Annotated in this window: 18 protein-coding genes; 3 read left to right on the top strand and 15 right to left on the bottom strand. The window is 64.6% G+C overall.

The features are described 5' to 3' along the window. Positions 1-30: 30 nt before the first annotated feature. From GWC77_RS03370 to GWC77_RS03345, 6 genes are all read right to left on the bottom strand, one after another. Entirely contained in the window at positions 31-1,233 is a 1,203-nt protein-coding gene (locus tag GWC77_RS03370) for a tryptophan--tRNA ligase (RefSeq protein WP_173255453.1), read from the bottom strand. 4 nt (positions 1,234-1,237) lie between these two features. Then, positions 1,238-1,903, bottom strand: coding sequence for a site-2 protease family protein (locus tag GWC77_RS03365; protein ID WP_173255452.1), 666 nt, complete (start codon positions 1,901-1,903; stop codon positions 1,238-1,240). Between the two features lie 74 nt (positions 1,904-1,977). Beyond that, positions 1,978-2,616 carry an L-threonylcarbamoyladenylate synthase gene (locus tag GWC77_RS03360; protein ID WP_173255451.1) on the bottom strand — a complete coding sequence of 213 codons (639 nt, stop codon included), beginning with the start codon at positions 2,614-2,616 and terminating at the stop codon, positions 1,978-1,980. Positions 2,617-2,729: 113 nt separating this feature from the next. Further along, on the bottom strand, positions 2,730-3,560 hold the full coding sequence (locus GWC77_RS03355; protein ID WP_173255450.1) for a 3',5'-nucleoside bisphosphate phosphatase: 831 nt from the start codon (positions 3,558-3,560) through the stop codon (positions 2,730-2,732). Positions 3,561-3,651: 91 nt separating this feature from the next. Then, positions 3,652-4,536, bottom strand: coding sequence for an alpha/beta fold hydrolase (locus GWC77_RS03350; RefSeq protein WP_173255449.1), 885 nt, complete (start codon positions 4,534-4,536; stop codon positions 3,652-3,654). 116 nt (positions 4,537-4,652) lie between these two features. After that, complete coding sequence (locus GWC77_RS03345; RefSeq protein WP_217283154.1) at positions 4,653-5,513, bottom strand: ferritin-like domain-containing protein; 861 nt, start codon at positions 5,511-5,513, stop codon at positions 4,653-4,655. 211 nt (positions 5,514-5,724) lie between these two features. Here GWC77_RS03345 and GWC77_RS03340 point away from each other — a divergent pair, with 211 nt between their 5' ends. The 3 genes from GWC77_RS03340 (at position 5,725) to GWC77_RS03330 (ending at position 7,777) form a co-directional block, all read left to right on the top strand. Continuing rightward, entirely contained in the window at positions 5,725-6,249 is a 525-nt protein-coding gene (locus GWC77_RS03340; RefSeq protein WP_173255447.1) for a gamma carbonic anhydrase family protein, read from the top strand. Between the two features lie 49 nt (positions 6,250-6,298). Beyond that, positions 6,299-7,255 carry an Hsp33 family molecular chaperone HslO gene (gene hslO, locus GWC77_RS03335; RefSeq protein WP_173255446.1) on the top strand — a complete coding sequence of 319 codons (957 nt, stop codon included), beginning with the start codon at positions 6,299-6,301 and terminating at the stop codon, positions 7,253-7,255. Positions 7,256-7,405: 150 nt separating this feature from the next. Then, positions 7,406-7,777, top strand: coding sequence for a hypothetical protein (locus GWC77_RS03330; protein WP_173255494.1), 372 nt, complete (start codon positions 7,406-7,408; stop codon positions 7,775-7,777). A 48-nt stretch (positions 7,778-7,825) separates the two neighbouring features. On the opposite strand, the gene ftsB is transcribed toward GWC77_RS03330, so the two are convergent. The 9 genes from ftsB to GWC77_RS03285 all read right to left on the bottom strand — a co-directional run bounded on the left by ftsB (position 7,826) and on the right by GWC77_RS03285 (position 18,725). Beyond that, positions 7,826-8,266, bottom strand: coding sequence for a cell division protein FtsB (gene ftsB, locus GWC77_RS03325; RefSeq protein WP_173255445.1), 441 nt, complete (start codon positions 8,264-8,266; stop codon positions 7,826-7,828). 85 nt (positions 8,267-8,351) lie between these two features. Continuing rightward, a complete protein-coding gene (gene eno / locus GWC77_RS03320; protein WP_173255444.1) occupies positions 8,352-9,635 on the bottom strand; it encodes a phosphopyruvate hydratase in 1,284 nt (427 codons plus the stop codon). A gap of 154 nt (positions 9,636-9,789) precedes the next feature. After that, positions 9,790-10,644: a 3-deoxy-8-phosphooctulonate synthase gene (gene kdsA, locus GWC77_RS03315; protein WP_173255443.1), complete on the bottom strand. Its 855-nt coding sequence runs from the start codon at positions 10,642-10,644 to the stop codon at positions 9,790-9,792. Beyond that, positions 10,641-12,302 carry a CTP synthase gene (locus tag GWC77_RS03310; protein ID WP_173255442.1) on the bottom strand — a complete coding sequence of 554 codons (1,662 nt, stop codon included), beginning with the start codon at positions 12,300-12,302 and terminating at the stop codon, positions 10,641-10,643. The genes kdsA and GWC77_RS03310 overlap by 4 nt, the downstream gene beginning before the upstream one ends. 86 nt (positions 12,303-12,388) lie before the next feature. Then, positions 12,389-13,192, bottom strand: coding sequence for an alpha/beta fold hydrolase (locus GWC77_RS03305; protein WP_173255441.1), 804 nt, complete (start codon positions 13,190-13,192; stop codon positions 12,389-12,391). A gap of 69 nt (positions 13,193-13,261) precedes the next feature. Next, positions 13,262-15,862 (bottom strand): DNA internalization-related competence protein ComEC/Rec2, encoded by a 2,601-nt coding sequence (locus GWC77_RS03300; RefSeq protein ID WP_173255440.1) that lies wholly within the window; start codon positions 15,860-15,862, stop codon positions 13,262-13,264. A 51-nt stretch (positions 15,863-15,913) separates the two neighbouring features. Further along, positions 15,914-16,702: a TatD family hydrolase gene (locus GWC77_RS03295; RefSeq protein ID WP_173255439.1), complete on the bottom strand. Its 789-nt coding sequence runs from the start codon at positions 16,700-16,702 to the stop codon at positions 15,914-15,916. Between the two features lie 33 nt (positions 16,703-16,735). Continuing rightward, a complete protein-coding gene (lolD, locus tag GWC77_RS03290; protein WP_173255438.1) occupies positions 16,736-17,479 on the bottom strand; it encodes a lipoprotein-releasing ABC transporter ATP-binding protein LolD in 744 nt (247 codons plus the stop codon). Continuing rightward, positions 17,472-18,725, bottom strand: a complete 1,254-nt coding sequence (locus GWC77_RS03285) for a lipoprotein-releasing ABC transporter permease subunit (RefSeq protein ID WP_173255437.1) — start codon at positions 18,723-18,725, stop codon at positions 17,472-17,474. The genes lolD and GWC77_RS03285 overlap by 8 nt, the downstream gene beginning before the upstream one ends. Between the last annotated feature and the right edge of the window lie 49 nt (positions 18,726-18,774).

Genomic DNA, 18,774 nt, shown 5'->3' with positions numbered 1-18,774 from the left:
CATTGCGCGTGCATCGTGACCGCCGGTCGATCAGGAGTACGAAAGGCCCATGGCCTCACGTACGTCGCGCATCGTCTCCGTGGCAAACTTGCGCGCCTTGTCGCAGCCATCGGCCACGATGGCCCGCAAGAGCGTCGGGTCGTCCATATACTTTTGCGCGCGCTCGAGCATCGGTTGCTGCTCGCGCAAGATGCCCTCGATGACGGGTTGCTTGCATTCTAGACAACCGATACCGGCCGAGCGGCAGCCCTTTTGCACCCATTGGTGGGTGGCCTCGTCGCTATAGACCTGATGCAGTTGCCAGACGGGGCATTTGTCGGGGTCGCCCGGATCGGTCCGGCGCACGCGCGCGGGATCCGTCGGCATCGTGCGGACTTTCTTGGCGATCGTATCGGCGTCCTCGCGCAACCCGATCGTGTTGCCGTAGGACTTCGACATCTTCTGCCCATCGAGCCCCGGCATGCGCGAAGCCTTCGTCAGCAGCACCTGCGGTTCGACGAGGATGATCTTGCGCGCGCCTTCCAGGTAGCCGAAAAGCCGCTCGCGATCGCTCATCGAAATGCTTTGCGACTCCTGCAGCAGTGCACGCGCCTGCTCGAGTGCTTCGTCGTCGCCCTCTTGCTGGTAGGCATTGCGCAGCTCGCGGTACAACTTCGCGCGTTTGCCGCCCAGCTTCTTGGCTGCCTCGAGCGCCTTTTCCTCGAAATCGGGCTCGCGCCCATAGAGATGATTGAAGCGCCGCGCGATCTCGCGCGTCATCTCGACGTGCGGCACCTGATCTTCGCCGACCGGCACGAGCGAGGCCCGATAAAGCAGAATGTCCGCCGCCATCAAAACGGGATAGCCGAGAAAACCGTATGTCGAGAGGTCCTTGTCCTTCAGCTTCTCGATTTGCTCCTTGTAGGTCGGCACACGTTCCAGCCAGCCGAGCGGCGCGCTCATGCCGAGCAGCAGCGAAAGCTCCGCATGCTCGGGCACGCGGCTTTGGATGAAAAGCGTCGCCTGCGCGGGATCGATTCCCGATGCAAGCCAGTCGATCAGCACTTCCCAGACGTTGGTTTCGATGACCTCGGGCGTCTCGTAGTGGGTGGTGAGCGCGTGCCAGTCGACCACGCAGAAAAAGCACGGGTACTCGGACTGAAGGCGCACCCAGTTCTTCAGCACGCCATGGTAGTGGCCGAGGTGGAGCGAGCCGGTGGGTCGCATGCCGGAGAAAATGCGGTCTGGAAACATGGTCTTAGTTGAAGAGCGAGACAAAGGGAGTCAGGATGGCCGTCAAGGCATCGTAGCCGAGCGACATGAGCGGCCGCAGCCAGAACCTCGTCAGCACGCCCGTGATCACGAGCGCCATCACGACGAAAAAGCCATACGGCTCGAGGCGCGCCAAGCCGATCGCCTGCCGCGGCGGCAACAGCGCCATGACTACGCGCCCGCCGTCGAGCGGCGGCAACGGAAACAGGTTGATGATTCCCAGCACGAGATTCACGCTGACGCCGGCGCCCGCCATGCGCGAGAAGAACGGTTCGTCGATCGAGAACAGCGACAAGCCGACGCCGATGAATCCCCACAGCAGCGCCTGCGCAAAGTTGCAGACGGGACCGGCGAGCGATACCCACAGGCTGCCCCAGCGTGGATTGCGCAGGTTGCTGAACGCGACCGGAACGGGTTTCGCGTAGCCGAACATGAACGCGCCGCCCGTGGCGAAATAAAGCAGCAGCGGAATGGCGATCGTGCCCAGCGGATCGATGTGGCGCATCGGATTGAACGAAACCCGCCCCATCATGTAGGCCGTATTGTCTCCAAGCAGCTTGGCCACATAGCCGTGGGCCGCCTCGTGCAGCGTGATCGCGAAGATCACGGGCAACGCATAGACCGCGATTGTTTGTATCAGGGAAGCATCCATATCGGTCTTATTGTAACAAGGGGGCCGGGCCGCACTGGTCGCGGGCCGGTCTCGCGCGGCAAGCATCTTGCGTTTCACTGCTCCATTGCACTCAGTCCGAACGGTTCGAGCGCACCGCGCCCCGCACGCACGAGAAGCGGCTCATCGCCCGTCAGATCGACCACGGTCGATGGCTCGCGCGGGCAGGCGCCGCCGTCGATCACGAGATCGATCTGCTTTTCGAGCCGCATGCGGATCGCCTCGGGATCGTTCACGGGGTCGGTGTCCGGCGGCAGAATCAGCGTCGTGGCAATGAGCGGCTCGCCGAGCGCCTCGAGCAACGCGAGCGTGATGGCATGATCCGGCACGCGCAGCCCGATCGTCTTGCGCGACGGGTGAGAGAGCCGCCGGGGCACTTCCTTCGTTGCCTGAAGGATGAATACGTAGGGCCCCGGCGTCACCGACTTGATCAAGCGAAACTGCCGGTTGTCGACCATCGCGAAATTCGCGAGCTCGGACAGGTCGCGCACGAGCAACGACAAGTGCTGCCGCTCATCGAGACCGCGAATGCGGCGCAGACGCGTCACGGCGTCCTTGTCGTCGAGACGGCACGCGAGTGCATAACTCGAATCGGTCGGCAGCGCTATCACGCCGCCGTCTTTCACGATATGGACCGCCTGCGCAATCAAGCGCGGCTGGGGGTTATCGGGGTGGATCCGGAAGTATTGGGACATGGACGAAGTGAGCGTTCAGCGACGCGACGCGCGCGCATGGCAGACACCTGACGCCGTGCGACGCACTGCCGCCCAGCCGGTTCTCGCGGGAAACCGCGCTCGTCGCGCGTGCATCAAAGCAGGCGGTCCCACACGGGCGTCAGATCGGGCGGCAGCGGCGGCAACGCGCCGAGCTCCACGCGACCCTCGCCGGGCGCGTGAAAATCCGAGCCGCGCGACGCCTCGAATCCGAAACGACGCGCGACCTCGGCGTATTCGCGGTACTGATCGGGCGTGTGACTGCCCGTGACAACCTCGATGGCGCGGCCGCCCAGATCGACGAAGGCGCCGAAGAGCGCGTCGAATTCGAGTGGCGTATAGCGGTAGCGCCCCGGATGCGCAATGACCGCAATGCCGCCGGCCGCGCCAATCCAGCCGACTGCGTTTTCGAGGGTCGCCCAGCGATGCGGAACATAGCCCGGCTTACCCTCGCCGAGAAAGCGATCGAACACCTCGGCGGTCGACGGGGCAAAACCTTTTTCGACGAGGAAGCGCGCGAAATGCGTGCGTGAAATCAGGTCGGGGTTCGACACGAACTGAAGCGCGCCCTCGTAGGCACCGGGAATGCCGACTGCCTCGAGTGCCGCGGCCATGGCCTGCGCCCTCGCGGTTCGCCCGTTGCGCGTCGCACGCAGCCCCTCGATGAGCGTCGGACATGACGGATCGACGCCGAGCCCGACCACGTGCAACGTGCGGGCGGCCCACGTCACGGAAATTTCGACCCCCGGCAAATAACGGATACCAAGCGCCTCGGCCGCGGCGCGCGCCTCGCTCTGCCCGCCGAGTTCGTCGTGATCGGTCAGCGACCAGACGGTCACGCCCCCCGCATGCGCACGGCGCGCGACCTCCGCGGGCGCAAGCAGCCCGTCGGATACGTTGGAATGGCAATGCAGATCGGCGTTCATGCTTCGAGCGGAGAGAGTATCCGAGCATTTTACTGCAATGCGGCGTTCGGCTCGGGCTTCCCAAGCGCGGCCCGGACGCGCTTGCACCCCCTCAGGCGCAAAACGCCTCGATCAGCGCCGCCATCTGCTCCGGTTGATCGTGATGAACCATATGTCCTGCGTCTTCGATCAGCTTTTCGCGCCAGTCTCGAAAAGCCGTGAAGCGTGCCTTGAACTCGTCGAGCGGGATGGCACCCGCCAGCATCGCAAGCGTCGGCGATCCAACGGCCTCGACATGCAGAACTTTTGCGCTGACCTTCGCCCACACCGCCATGATTTCGTCGAGCCGGTAAAGCAGCGGACCACGCACCTTGTGCGCCGGATCGGCCAGCAACAGATAGCGCCCGTCGTCGCCGCGTTTCGCCCAATGCCGTGCCAAAAAGCGCGCACGCTCCGGTGCAAGTCGCGGATTGGTCTTCGTCAAACGCGCGGCGACGTCGTCGAGCGTCGCGTAGGTCTTGAGCGTGGGAGGCGCGCGCAGTTCGTCGAGCCAGGCGGCGAGCCGGTGCGGCGCCTGCGCAGCCTTTGCGGGAGCCAGCCCGAACCCTTCGAGGTCGACGACTCGTCGCACGCGCTCGGGCCGCACGCCGGCGTACAGGCACGCGACGTTTGCCCCCATGCTGTGTCCGACGAGATTGACCTGCCCGCTCGGGGCGTAACGGTCGAGCAAGGCTTCGAGGTCGGCCAGGTATTCGTGGAACCAATAATGGCCGCCGCCGCGCTCCGCCACGGGCCAATCCGACAGACCGAAACCGCGTGCGTCGGGCGCGATCACCTGCCAATCGCCGCTCAGCGCATCCACCACGAACTGGAACGACGCGGAAACGTCCATCCAGCCATGCAGCATGAAAAGCGTCGGGGCGCCACGATGGCCCCAACGGCGCACGTGCAGACGCATGCCGCGAACGGTCAGAAAATCGGATTGCGGAGTATTCATGAAGCGTCGCCCGAAAAACGAATGGTCGTTCGATTATATCGGGAGAAATGTTTCGTCTGTGTGTCCCGCTGTGCGCGAAGTCGACATGGATTCGAACGATCGCCTCGCCGGGCGCATCAGGCGTCGCTTGGCGCGCCCTCATCGCCGGTCAGCCGCGACAGTTCGAATTCATCGAATCCGGCTTGGCGGCGTGCCTCGAAGTTGAATGGCCCGCGCAAGCGCGGCGCGCGGTATTGCTCGGCCAGCCGGACGTACGTGGAATGCGGATCGAGTCCTCGCGCGTCGCACAGGTAGCGAAACCAATGGTTGCCGATGCGAACATGGCCAATTTCATCGCGCAAGATGACATCGAGAATGGCAGCGGAATCGAGATCGCCCGCCTGCACGAGCCGTGCGCGAATCGGCGGCGACGCATCGAGCCCGCGCGCCTCGAGCGTGCGCGGTACCAGCGCCATGCGCGCCAGTACGTCTGCCCGCGTGCGCTCGCACATGTCCCAGAGTCCGTTGTGCGCGGGGAAATCGCCATAGGCGTGCCCGAGTTGAGCGAGCCGCGCGGCGAGCAGCGTGAAGTGATGCGACTCTTCGGCGGCAACTTGCAGCCAGTCGCCGTAAAACGCTCCCGGCATCTGCCCGAAACGCCAGACGGCATCGAGCGCGAGGTTGATCGCGTTGAATTCGATGTGGGCGAGCGCATGCAGGAGCACCGCGCGGCCCTCCGGCGAGCGCATGCCGCGATGCGCGAGCAAGCGCGGTTCGACGAGCAGCGGCGCGCGTGGCCTGCCCGGTAGACCGACCGGCTCGGCGATGCTCGCCTGCGTCCCGCAGGGCAACTCGCGCGCCAGCCAGCGCCGATGCAGCGCCTGGGCATGAGCGGCCTTCGCCGACGGCTCGCATTCGAGCAGGACGCAAAGCGCGAGATGACGAACGTCGTCTTCACGCTCGATTTCGTCGCTTTCGGAAGAACCTGTTGCAGACATGACTGAGTCGGGACCCATCGATAAAAACGCAGCCCGGCACGGCCGCTGCGGCGCGCCGGCAGCGAACACCGCGGTGAAAGGCGGGACCGTTTACAATACGTGATTCGGCATCGCGCGTGCCGTAGAACGCATGACAAGGGCGGCCATTTTACTCGGCGCGCGGCCACCCTCCACGGCTGCGACACATGGCCTTGCACGGGAGACATTCACTGTGGCGATGTACAAGCTGGGCGAGCATGGCCCGACCATTCACGAAAGCGTATTCGTCGCCGACACGGCCACCATCGTCGGACGCGTGACGCTCGAAGAAAACGCCAGCGTCTGGTTCGGCGCGTCGCTACGGGCCGATAACGAGCCCATTCAAGTCGGCGCCGGCACCAACATTCAGGAAGGCGCCGTGCTTCACACCGATCCAGGCTACCCGCTCGTCATCGGCACGAGCGCGACGGTCGGGCATCAGGCAATGCTGCACGGCTGCACAGTATGCGATGGCGCCCTCATCGGCATTCAGGCCGTGGTATTGAACGGTGCGGTGATCGGCCGCAATTGTCTGGTGGGTGCCGGCGCCGTCATCACCGAAGGCAAGGTGTTTCCCGAACGCACGCTGATCCTCGGCGCGCCCGCCAAGGTCGTGCGGGAACTCACCGACGAGGAGGTGGGCCGCCTCGCGCAAAATGCACAGGGCTATATCGAACGCAGGGCGCTCTACAAGGAACAGCTCGTGCGCATCGGTTGATGCAGCGCGAACCAGGCTCGGCCGACATCGACGATCGAAGGAACAGGTTGTGGAAGACCATTTGCAAAAATTCATGTTCAGCACCGCGCCCGTGCGCGGCGAGATCGTCTCGCTGCACAACACGTGGCGGGAAGTGCTCACGCGCCGGCAATACCCCGCTCCGGTGCGCGACATCCTCGGCGAGATGATGGCCGCCTGCGCGCTGCTGTCCGCGAACCTCAAATTCGACGGTACGCTGATCATGCAGATTTTCGGCGACGGCCCGGTGAAAATGCTCGTCGTCCAATGCAGCTCGTCGCTCGCCATGCGCGCGACCGCGAAGTTTTCCGCGGAGCTCGAGGCCGAAGCCGCCAAGGGCACGCAGATACCGTTCGCCGATCTGCTCAACGCCAGCGGGCACGGACGCTGTGTCATCACGCTCGACCCGCAGGACCGCCGCCCCGGGCACGAGCCCTATCAGGGCATCGTCCCGTTGAATGGCGAGGCAGGCCCCCTCCAGTCGATGGCCGAAGTGCTCGAACACTATATGCGCCACTCCGAACAGCTCGAAACGCGCTTGTGGCTCGCCGCGAATACCGAGCGGGCGGTGGGGATGCTGCTGCAGAAACTTCCTGGCGACGGCGGTATCGTGCCGCACGCGGGCGAGCATGACGCGGATACCTGGGAACGCGTGTGCGTGCTCGGCTCGACGCTCTCGCAAGAAGAGCTCTTGAAGGAAGACCCTCAGACGCTTTTCAAGCGTCTTTTCTGGCAGGAGAACGTCCAGCACTTCGCGCCGGCACAGGCACACTTCGCCTGCAGTTGCTCGCGCGAGAAGGTGGGATCGATGCTCAAAATGCTCGGGCGTGAGGAAGTCGACAGCGTCATCGACGAGCACGGTCACATCGAGATCCATTGCGAATACTGCAATCAGCGCTTCGAGTTCGACCCCGTCGATGTCGTGCAGCTCTTTTCGGCCAACGATGTCACCGTCGGCGTGACGCCGGCCGCATCGCAGCGGCACTGACGGCGGGCCGCGGACCGCGGCACTTTCAGACGGTGCGCCCGGTCGAAGCTTCACTGGCAGCCGCAGAGGGTTCATCCGATACCCGATACACGGATTCGCAAGAGGCGGCTTCGCGAGGCCATCATGAAAACGCTCATTCAACACCCATCGATGCAACGAGTCGAAAACGGCCGCACCGTACCGGTGAGACTCGCGCTCGTGCTCGCCGCAGCCACGACGCTCGCCGCCTGCGTCGTCGAGCCGCCCCCCGGCCCCATCCTGAGCCGCCTGCCGCCGGACGCTCCGGGCGCGGCTTCGCCGGCGCGTCCGCTCACCAGTGCGGAGAAGAAACGTTACGACGACATCGACAAACAGGTGTTGAAAGACCAGGACGCGGCAATCGCAGCCGATAACTGGGCTCGCTACTACGCGCCCTACTACGCGCCGTATTACTATCCGGCGCCTACGATCTACGGTGGCTACGTCGGCGGTGGGGGCTTCGGGTACTACAGCCCGGGCTTCTACCCCGGCTGGTGGTGGTAGCGCGCGAATGACGTTTTGCGAACGGCGGTGACGGGCCGCTGACGACGGCTACTGCCGGGTGTTTTCGGCGGCGCGCTTCTTGGCTGATTTTTCTTCTTTACCGCGCGACTTCACGCGCGAAACCGGATTCGGCACCACGCTGACAGGCGCGGCCGATACTTCGCCGCGCGTCGAGGTATTGCTCGCCGCGGTGGGCGCGAGCGCGCTTGCCGGCGTGTTCGGCGAGACGAACTGCACGAATACTTCGCCGTCCTTGACCATGCCCATTTCATAACGGGCACGCTCCTCGACCGCGGCCGTGCCGCTTTGCAGGTCCTGCACTTCTCCCTCGATGCGCTGATTGCGCACCTTGGCATCGGTATTCTTATGCGCCTGCGCGTCGAGCGCCTCGCGCAGCTCGTGCACGCGCAACCAGCCGCCATGTCCCCACCAGAGCGGATACTGGATCAGCACGAGCAGGACGACGAGAACGACAGTGACGAGCCGCATGCGAGAAAGCGCCGTAAATTCAAAACCGCCCCGCGGCTAGGCACGGGGCGGCGAGCAAAACGATCGTTGACGAAAAACCCGTGGATCAACGCAGATTGTAGAACGTCGACTTGCCAGGGTAGCTGGCGATATCGCCGAGATCCTCTTCGATACGCAGCAGCTGGTTGTACTTCGAGATGCGATCGCTGCGCGAGAGCGAACCGGTCTTGATCTGTCCGGCGTTGAGGCCCACCGCGATGTCGGCGATCGTCGAGTCTTCCGTTTCGCCCGAGCGATGAGAAATGACGGCCGTATAACCGGCGCGCTTGGCCATTTCGATCGCCGCGAACGTCTCGGTGAGCGTGCCGATCTGGTTGATCTTGATCAGGATCGAGTTCGCGATGCCCTTTTCGATGCCTTCCTTCAAGATGCGCGTGTTGGTCACGAACAGATCGTCGCCGACCAGCTGAATCTTCTTGCCGAGGCGGTCGGTCAACAGCTTCCAGCCCGCCCAATCGCCCTCGTGCATGCCGTCTTCGATCGACACGATCGGGAATTTGTCGGCGAGCGTGGCGAGATAGTCCGTGAACTCGGCCGACGAAAGCTGCAAGCCCTCGCCCGCAAGCTGGTACTTGCCGTCGTGATAGAACTCGCTTGCCGCGCAATCGAGCGCCAGCAGCACGTCTTCGCCCGCACGATAACCGGCCTTCTCGATGGCCTGAAGAATCGTCGAGAGGCACTCGTCGTTGCTGCCGAAATTCGGTGCAAAACCGCCTTCGTCTCCAACGGCCGTGCTCATGCCGCGATCGGCCAGGATCTTCTTGAGCGCATGGAACACTTCCGCGCCGCAGCGCAGCGCCTCGCGAAACGTCGGCTGGCTCACCGGGACGATCATGAATTCCTGGATATCGAGGCTATTGTTCGCATGCGCGCCGCCGTTGACGATGTTCATCATCGGCACCGGCAGTTGCATCGCGCCCGATCCGCCAAAATAACGGTAAAGCGGCAACCCCGCTTCCTCGGCCGCGGCCTTGGCCACCGCCATTGAAACCGCCAGCATCGCATTCGCGCCCAGGCGCGACTTGTTATCGGTGCCGTCCAGCTCGAGCAGCGTCTTGTCCAGGAACGCCTGCTCCGACGCATCGAGACCCATGATCGCTTCGGAAATCTCGGTATTGATGTGCTCGACGGCCTTCAGCACGCCCTTGCCGCTGTAGCGGCCGGTTTCGCCGTCACGCAGTTCGATGGCCTCGCGCGAACCCGTCGACGCGCCCGACGGCACGGCCGCACGGCCCATCGTGCCCGACTCGAGCAACACATCGCATTCGACGGTCGGGTTGCCTCGCGAATCCAGAATCTCGCGGCCGATGATATCTACGATTGCACTCATGATTTCCTCTAGAAATGAAGTTGAATTCCGCTTCTTCTATCTCGTTTTTACTTGTTTTTCCCACTGCATCCCGGAGTCGCTGCGCTTGCGAGTCACTATACGGTGCCTCGCCGCGCCGCGAATCATCCGCGAAGCGTGGGTGTCGGTCGGTTCGTCAGTCGAAGTGGCTTTCGAGCAGTGGCGCACGCTTGACGATGCGATCGAGCGCAACGAGCGTTTCCAGCAGCTCGGCCATCCGCTTGAGCGGTACTGCATTGGGACCATCGGATAGCGCGCACGCCGGGTCGGGATGAGTCTCCATGAAAAGCCCGGCCACGCCGACGGCCACCGCCGCGCGCGAGAGCACAGGGACGAACTCGCGCTGACCGCCCGAGCTCGTGCCCTGCCCGCCCGGCAGTTGCACCGAATGCGTCGCATCGAATACGACGGGCGCTCCCGTCTCGCGCATGATGGCAAGCGAGCGCATATCCGAGACGAGATTGTTGTAGCCGAACGAAACGCCACGCTCGCAGGCCATGAAGCGATCTTCCGAAAGCCCGGCCTCGCGCGCCGCGTCACGCGCCTTCTCGATGACATTTTTCATGTCGTGCGGCGCGAGGAACTGCCCTTTCTTGATATTGACGGGCTTGCCCGAGCGCGCGCAGGCGTGAATGAAATCGGTCTGGCGGCACAGAAACGCCGGAGTTTGCAGCACGTCGACAACGGACGCGACCGGCTCGATTTCCTCGATCGAATGCACGTCCGTCAACACTGGCACGTTCAGTTGCCGTTTCACTTCGCCGAGGATGCGCAGGCCTTCGTCCATGCCGAGCCCGCGAAACGATTTACCCGAACTGCGGTTGGCCTTGTCATACGACGATTTGTAGATGAACGGCACGCCAAGTCCGGCGCAGATTTCCTTGAGCGCGCCTGCCGTATCGATCGTCATTTGCTCCGATTCGACGACGCAGGTTCCCGCGATCAGAAAAAACGGCTTGTCGAGGCCGATCTCGAAACCGGCGAGCTTCATACCTTCTCCCCGACGCGCGCGAGATGGCACGCACGGGCCGCTTCGACGAACGCCTTGAACAGAGGATGTCCGTCACGCGGTGTCGACGTGAACTCGGGGTGGAACTGCACACCGACGAACCACGGGTGCATTTCGCGCGGCAGCTCCATCATCTCGGGCAGATCTTCGCTCGGCGTACGCGCGCTGATGATGAGACCGCCTGCCTCGAGTTGAGGGACGTAGCGGTTGTTGACTTCATAGCGATGGCGATGACGTTCGTTGACATCCTTGCCGTAAATCGCTTCGGCCATCGTACCGGGCTTGACGGGGCAACGCTGCGAGCCGAGGCGCATGGTACCGCCCAAGTCCGATTCCTCGTTACGCTTCTCGACGCGCCCCTCGCGGTCATACCACTCGGTGATGAGCGCCACGACGCGATGCGGCGTGGCCGGATCGAACTCGGTACTGTTCGCATTCTTCAGGCCGACTACGTCGCGCGCGAACTCGATGACAGCGAGCTGCATGCCGAGGCAGATGCCGAGGTACGGCACCTTGGCCTCACGCGCGTGACGGATCGCCGCGATCTTGCCTTCGGTGCCGCGGCGACCGAACCCGCCCGGAACGAGAATGGCATCGAGATGCGCGAGGCTCGCGACACCTTCCTGCTCGATCTGCTCCGAATCGATGTATTCGATGTTGACCTTCGTCGACGTATGGACCGACGCATGACGCAGCGCTTCGATCAGCGATTTGTACGATTCGGTCAGATCGACGTACTTGCCGACCATGCCGATCGTCACCTCGTGACGCGGATGTTCGAGCTTCTCGACGATATCGGCCCACAGCGTGAGATCGGCGGGCTTGGGCGAGAGCTTGAGCTCGTCGCAAATGATCGTGTCGAGCCCCTGATCGTGCAGCATCTGCGGAATTTTGTAGATGCTGTCGACGTCCCAAACCGAGATCACCGCGTCTTCGGGCACGTTCGAGAACAACGAAATCTTCTTCGATTCGTCATCGGGAATCTGGCGATCCGCGCGGCACAGCAGCACGTGCGGCAAGATGCCGATCTCGCGCAGCTTTTGCACGCTGTGCTGCGTGGGCTTGGTCTTCAACTCGCCGGCTGTCGCGATGTAAGGCACGAGCGTCAGATGCACGAAGCAAGCACTGTTGCGTCCGAGACGCAGGCTCATCTGTCGCGCGGCTTCGAGAAACGGCAGTGATTCGATATCGCCGACCGTGCCGCCGATCTCGACGATGGCCACGTCGGGCTCGCCGCAGGTGGCCGACGCCGCGCCGCGCTCGATGAACGCCTGAATTTCATTCGTGATGTGCGGAATGACCTGTACGGTCTTGCCGAGATAATCGCCACGGCGTTCCTTGCGGATCACCGATTCGTAGATTTGGCCCGTCGTGAAGTTGTTCGCCCGGCGCATCTTCGTGCTGATGAAGCGCTCGTAGTGCCCGAGATCGAGATCGGTCTCGGCTCCATCCTCGGTCACGAACACCTCGCCGTGCTGAAACGGACTCATGGTGCCCGGGTCGACGTTGATGTAGGGATCGAGTTTGAGGAGGGTGACTTTGAGACCGCGCGACTCGAGGATCGCGGCGAGAGAGGCGGCGGCAATGCCCTTGCCAAGGGACGACACTACGCCGCCGGTGACGAAAACATATTTAGTCATCGCTGGATGCTCGCGGGAAAAACGGATTATACCGTAAAGGTTCGCGCGCTCAGCGTGCCGAGGAGCGCGCGGCGCTCCCCGCATGCTTATCCAGCCTCACGCAGCGAGCGCAGCACCCGCTGCACCGCGCGCGCCGTCTCGATCGGCTTTTCCATGGGAAAAAGATGCGTGCCCTCGATCCATTCGAGACGCCCCCGCGTTGCGCGGCGCGTCGCTTCGAGGCCGACCTGGCGCACCTCCTTCGAATGCGTGCCCGCGATGAAGGCGACGGGCACCGGCGAGCCGTGCGCGAGACGCGCACCGAGCGTGCGCGGCAGTGTCCTGTAGATCAGGTACTCGATCTGCCGATCGAACGCGAGCGAGCGCGTACCGTCCACGGCCGCCTGCGGAATGCCGAAGTCGACATAGTCGGACAAGACCCGCTCGTCCCAGCGGGCAAATGCGGGCTTCGCGTGGAAATGACGCCAGGCTTCCTCCCGGCTCGCCCAGTGGGTGCGGCGGTTGCGCGTGGCGGCCGCTGGCGAGAGCCGCTCGTCGAGGCCCGTCCATTGCGACACGCGCAGCACGCTCGCACGCCAGCCCGCGACGACGGGCGAGTCGAGCATCAGTACACCGCGCACGCAATGCGGACGCTTGAGCGCCGCCATCAGCGATAAATAGCCGCCCAGCGAATGGCCGACGAGCCACACGGGCGCCTCGTATCGCCGCTCGATGTCGGCGAGCAGTTCGTCGACGAGATGCGGCCAGTCGCTCGTGACCGGAAAAAGCGGATCGTGCCCGATGCGCTCGATGGAGCGGATCTCGTAGTCGTCGGAGAGCTCCGCAAACATCGTCCGGTAGATCGGCGCCGGAAAACCGTTCGCGTGCGAAAAATGAATGATGTCTTTCAAGCGCCGCTGCCTCCGTCGTTATCCGCCGCTGTTGCCTGCCGCCGCCCGCTCGTTCCTGGTTGATCGGCGCTACCCCGCCGCGCCGTGATGCCCGCTGTCCATGCGATCCATCCAATAGCGTCGATGCGCATCGCGATAGCGTTCCAGCGCCGGCACGCCGGCTTCTAGCTCCACTCGCACGGCACCGTCGCGATCGGTTCTCGCGAGCTCGATGCCGCGCGCTGCAAAGCGAGCCCACACACTCGGATGCGGATGGCCGAAGCGGTTGCGATAGCCTACCTGAAATATGGCGATGCGCGGCCTTACCGAATCGAGGAAAGGTTCGGTCGACGACGTGCGGCTGCCGTGGTGGGCCACGAGCAATACATCGGCTCGCAGCGCTGCCTGAGCACGCAGGCGCAAGGTATTTTCGATGGACGCATCGATGTCGCCGGTCAACAGCGCCGCGAAGCCCGGCGCCTCGACCCGCAATACACAGGAGTGCGCGTTCGATTTGCTCGGCAAGGGGCCGGCGTCGGGCCACAGGACGGAAAACTCGACGCCATCCCATCGCCAGCGCTGCCCCGAAGCGCAGCGCTGCCCGTGCGCATCGGCCGCCTGCGCCAGCGCCCATAGGCGATTCGAGGGCGGCAAGCCGCCGAGCAATTGGCGCACGGGCATCGCATCGAGTACTGCCGGCGCGCCCCCGGCGTGATCGGCGTCGCCGTGGCTCAGCGCGAGCGCGTCGAGCGTGCGCACGCCATTGGCGACGAGAGACGGCACGACGATGCGCTCGCCGGCACTCGTCGACTCGGGGCCCGGCCCGGCGTCGAAAAGCAACGCGTGCCGTGCCGTTTCGACGAGGATCGCCGCACCTTGGCCGACATCGAGTGCCGTCAGCCTGAACGTGCCAGGCGCCGGCGCGGGCGGCGGCAGCGCCAGCGGCAGCCACGCCAAGGGGGCGGCAAACCGGATCGGCCAGCCGCGAGGCATCAAACACCATAGAACGCCCACGGCGGTCGACACCATTGCCCATGTCGACGGGCGCGCGAGCCGCCATTCAGCCCATTCATACGCCGACAGCCTGGCCAGAAGCCGCATGAGCGGTGCAAGAAGCGTGTGGGCCAGCTCGAATGCGGCCCCGTCGAGCGGTGCGGGCAACGCCACGGCGACGAGCACGACCGGCGTGACGACGAGGCTCACCCAAGGCACGGCGAACGCGTTGGCGAGCGGTCCCGCCAGCGAGATTTGCGAAAACCAGAACGCGGTCAACGGCGCGAGCCCGATCGTCACCGCGTATTGTGCGCGCGCCGCGCGCGCCAGGCTTTCGCCCAGCCGTCGCAAACGCATGCGCAATCCGTCGTGCCATGACGCGCGCCTCTCGCTGCCCGGCTGCAACGGATCGTCGATCTCGGGCATGTCGAGTTCGCGATCGCCTGGGCGCCGCAACTGAAACTGCATTGCCAGCGCGATGACGGCGACCGCGCCAAACGAGAGCCAGAAGCCGGGTGCGATCACGGCCCAAGGATCGGCGGCGAGCACGAGCACCGCGGCCCACGCCAGCACGAGCGACGACGCGATATTGCGTCCTAGCGCCGCGGCGGCACTGATCACTACGAGCATCCACAACGCGCGCTGCGCGGGCACGTTGAACCCTGCAAGCGCGGCGTAGCCGGTTGCGCACAGCGTGCCGGTCAGCGCAGCCGCAACGGGCGCGGGCACGACGAGCGGCCATTCGCGCCGGCCGCGACGCCCAAGCCACACGCCGAAACCGCACGAGCGGCGCCAGAGCCAGGCGGCCAGTGCGGCACTCGCGCCGGCCACGAAGCCGATATGCAGCCCGGAGATCGCGACGAGGTGGCTCGTCCCGGTACGGCGCAATATCGTGCGGTCCGCCGCGTCGATCGCCTCTTGCGCCCCGATTGCGAGCGCTTTGACGATGCCAAGGTGCGGCGCCCCGGCGAGTGCCGTATCGATGCGGGCGGCCAGCATGAAACGCCAACGGTCGACGCGTGCCGCGAGACTGCCCGCACGGCCGGGCTCGAGGCGCGCGCTCGACGGCGCGACGACATAACCGGTTGCACGCACCCCGCGTGCGAACAGTGCGGCCTCCCCATCGCGACCGTTGAAGTTCGCGTTGCGATGAGGCCGCTTCAAGCGCACGGTCAAACGCCAATGCGCACCGGGGACGAGTGCGGGCACCCGGCCGCCGGCGCGTTCCGACCAACTGAGCTGAACGAGAGAAGGAAAATTGTCGATGCCCAACCTGCTGCGAACATCGACGACGTCGACGGAAAGCAAGAAGCGCACAACGCCGGGTTCATGCGCCGGCAGCCCGCGTACGGCGCCGCGCAGCATCAGATCGCGTCCCTCCCACTGCGGCGGCAAAGCCTCACGCAAACGCCACTCGGCTCGCAACGCGGCGTAGCCATGGCCCATCAGCGCGGCTGCCAATGCGAGTGCGCCCCAGCGGCTCAGCGGATGCTGCCGGCTCCATCGCACCATGCGAGCACACCATGTCCGCTCATCGTCGCCTGCGCCAGGCGGCCGCGGAATCGCGCCCGCGACAAACCCTCCGAGCGCGGCCAGCACGATAAGTGCACCGAGACTCCATGCGAACGCGCCGGGCAAATCGGCACGCTGCTGCAACGTAGCGATGCCGAGCACGAACCCGCAGAGCACCATCCGCATCCCGCCCCTCCTTCGCCAAGCGCCGAAAAGGTGGCGCGTTGGAACGAGCGATTATGGATGGCGCGGTTCGAGCCGAGGCAATGCGGCGTAAGCGTTGGCCGTCGTGCCTAAGGCCAATCGGTCGATGTCGAGGCCACGCAACTCGGCGACGACCGCGCCGATGCGCGCGGTCTGATCCGGCGTATTGCGTCCTTTGTAGCGCCACGCGGGCGCGATATCGGGCGCGTCGGTTTCGACGACGATGGCTTCGAGCGGCAGCTCGGTGGCGAGCCGGCGAATCTGGCGCGCCCGCTCGAAGGTGACGTTGCCGCCGAATCCGAGGCGCATGCCTTGCTCGATGAAGGCGTGTGCCTGCTGAAAGCTGCCGTTGAAGGCATGCGCGATGCCGCACTTCACGCCACTGCGGCGCAGCCCTTTCAGTACGAGGTCCTGCGATTTGCGCACGTGGCAAATGACGGGTAGATCGAACTCGCGCGCGAGCCGCAGCTGCGCATCGTAGAAAAACCGCTGGCGCGCGTCGTCGAGCTCCGGCACGAAGTAATCGAGGCCGATTTCACCGATGCCGACGAAGCATGGATCTTCAAGGCTCGCTTCGATCTCCCGCCGCAGCGTGACAAGATCGTCCTCGCGCGCATGTCGCGTGAACAAAGGATGAATTCCGAGCGCGTAGGCACCGCCGGGGACTTGCCGGGCGAGCAGCCGCACGGTTTCGAAATTGCCTGCGGCCACTGCCGGAATCACGATCCGCGAGACGCCCGCGTCGCGCGCCGCCCCCGCTACCGCCTCGCGGTCGGCGTCGAATTCGGCGGCGTCGAGATGACAGTGCGTATCGATCCACATGACGAGCGGGCCGCGATATCGATGACGCCCGGTTCAGACGGGCACCGGTGGATCTTCGTGCAGCACGCCGTCGCGCAGCCGCAGCGTGCGATCGCAGCGCGCCGCGAGATCGTGATCGTGCGTGACGATGACGAAGCTCGTTTCGAGCTTCTCCGAGAGCTCGAGCATCAGGTTGAAGACCGTATCGGCCGTGCCCCCGTCCAGATTGCCGGTCGGCTCGTCCGCCAGGACGCAGGCCGGCTCGGTGACGAGCGCGCGCGCGATCGCGACGCGCTGACGCTCGCCGCCCGAAAGCTCGCCGGGTCGGTGTTGTGCCCGATGCGCGAGCCCGACGCGTTCCAGCATGCGCATCGCTTCGCGCCTTGCGTCGGCGCTCGCGAGCCGGCGAATGCGAAGCGGCATCGCGACGTTGTCGAGCGCGCTGAATTCGGGCAACAGGTGATGGAACTGATAGACGAAGCCCAGGGCGCGGTTGCGCAAGTCGTTGCGCTCGCGCTCCGCCAATTGCGTGAAGGGCTTGCCGAGCAGCGACACGTGCCCGGCGCTCGGCTCGTCGAGCCCGCCCAGCACGTGCAGCAGCGTGCTCTTGCCGGAGCCCGAGGCGCCGACGATCGCGAGTTTCTCGCCGCGTCGCACCGATAGATTCGCGCCCGTGAGCACCGGGACATTCAAGCCGCCTTGCACGAACGTTTTCGAGATTCCGGTTGCTTCGAGCACGCATTGCGCCGCAACGGCCGGAATTGTCGATGCGCCTCGACCGATCATGAGCTCACTCATAGCGCAGCGCCTCCGCGGGCCGAACCTTCGCGCCGCGCCAGCTCGGATAGAGCGTAGCGAGCGACGACAGCACGAATGCAATCACGCCGATCCGGATCACGTCCGCAGGTACGAGCTCGGACGGCAGCTCGCTGATGAAATAGACGGACGGGGGCAAAAACTGCACGCCGAGCAGATGCTCGATCATCGGCACGAGCCACGGGATGCTCCAGGCGATGAGCGTACCGAGCGCCACGCCGGTCGCCGTACCCACGAAGCCGATCGTCATGCCCTGCACGACGAAGATCTTCATGATCGAGCCCGGCTGCGCGCCGAGCGTGCGCAATATTGCGATATCGGCCTGCTTGTTCGTGACGGTCATGACGAGCGACGATACGAGATTGAACGCCGCGACCGCGATGATGAGCGTCAGAATGATGAACATCATCCGCTTTTCGATCTTCACCGCCGAGAACCACGTCTTGTTCTGCTGCGTCCAATCGCGAATGTACAACTCGCCCGACAAGCTGCGCGCGAGCTCGTGCGCCACACGCGGTGCCTGCTGCATGTCCTTCAGGCGCAGCCTGACACCGGTCGGCGCCGTGAGCCGGAACAGCGCCTCGGCATCGCGGATGTTCACGAGCGCGAGCGAGCTGTCGTATTCGTAGTGCCCTGACTGGAATACGCCCGCTACGGTGAACTGCTTGAGCCGCGGCAACATGCCGGCCGGCGTGATCGATCCTTCGGGCGCGACGAGTGTGATCTTGTCGCCGACCGTCACGCCGAGCCCGTCGGCCAGATCGGCGCCGAGCACGATATTGAACTGGCCGGGGGCAAGATCCGTGAGGCGTCCCGCTTTCATTTCCTTGCCGATGTCCGATACCTGGGGCTCGAGCGAAGGCTCGACGCCGCGCAGCGCCACGCCGCTCACCGCGTCGCCGCGCGTGAGCAGTGCCTGCGCATCGACATAGGGCGCCGCGCCGATCACCTCCGGATTGCGGCGTGCTTCTTGGGCCGTCAACTGCCAATCGGGCATCGCACCGTTCGGAGAAAAAATCTGCACGTGCGCGAGCACCGAGAGCATCCGGTCGCGCACTTCCTTCTGAAAGCCGTTCATGACCGAAAGCACGACGATCAGTGCGGCGACCCCGAGCGCGATGCCCGACATGGACACCAGCGCGATGAACGAGATGAAACCGTTGCCCGTCGTACGTTTGCCGGCGCGCGTGTAGCGCCAGCCGATTTGCCATTCGTAAGGGAGTTTCAAGCGAGTCCTTAAATCCGTTGCGCATCGGCATCGCATGCGACGCAATGGA

It is taken from the genome of Paraburkholderia sp. NMBU_R16, assembly GCF_013282575.1.
GTDB lineage: Bacteria > Pseudomonadota > Gammaproteobacteria > Burkholderiales > Burkholderiaceae > Trinickia.
This window is presented reverse-complemented; position numbering and strand designations above follow the sequence as displayed.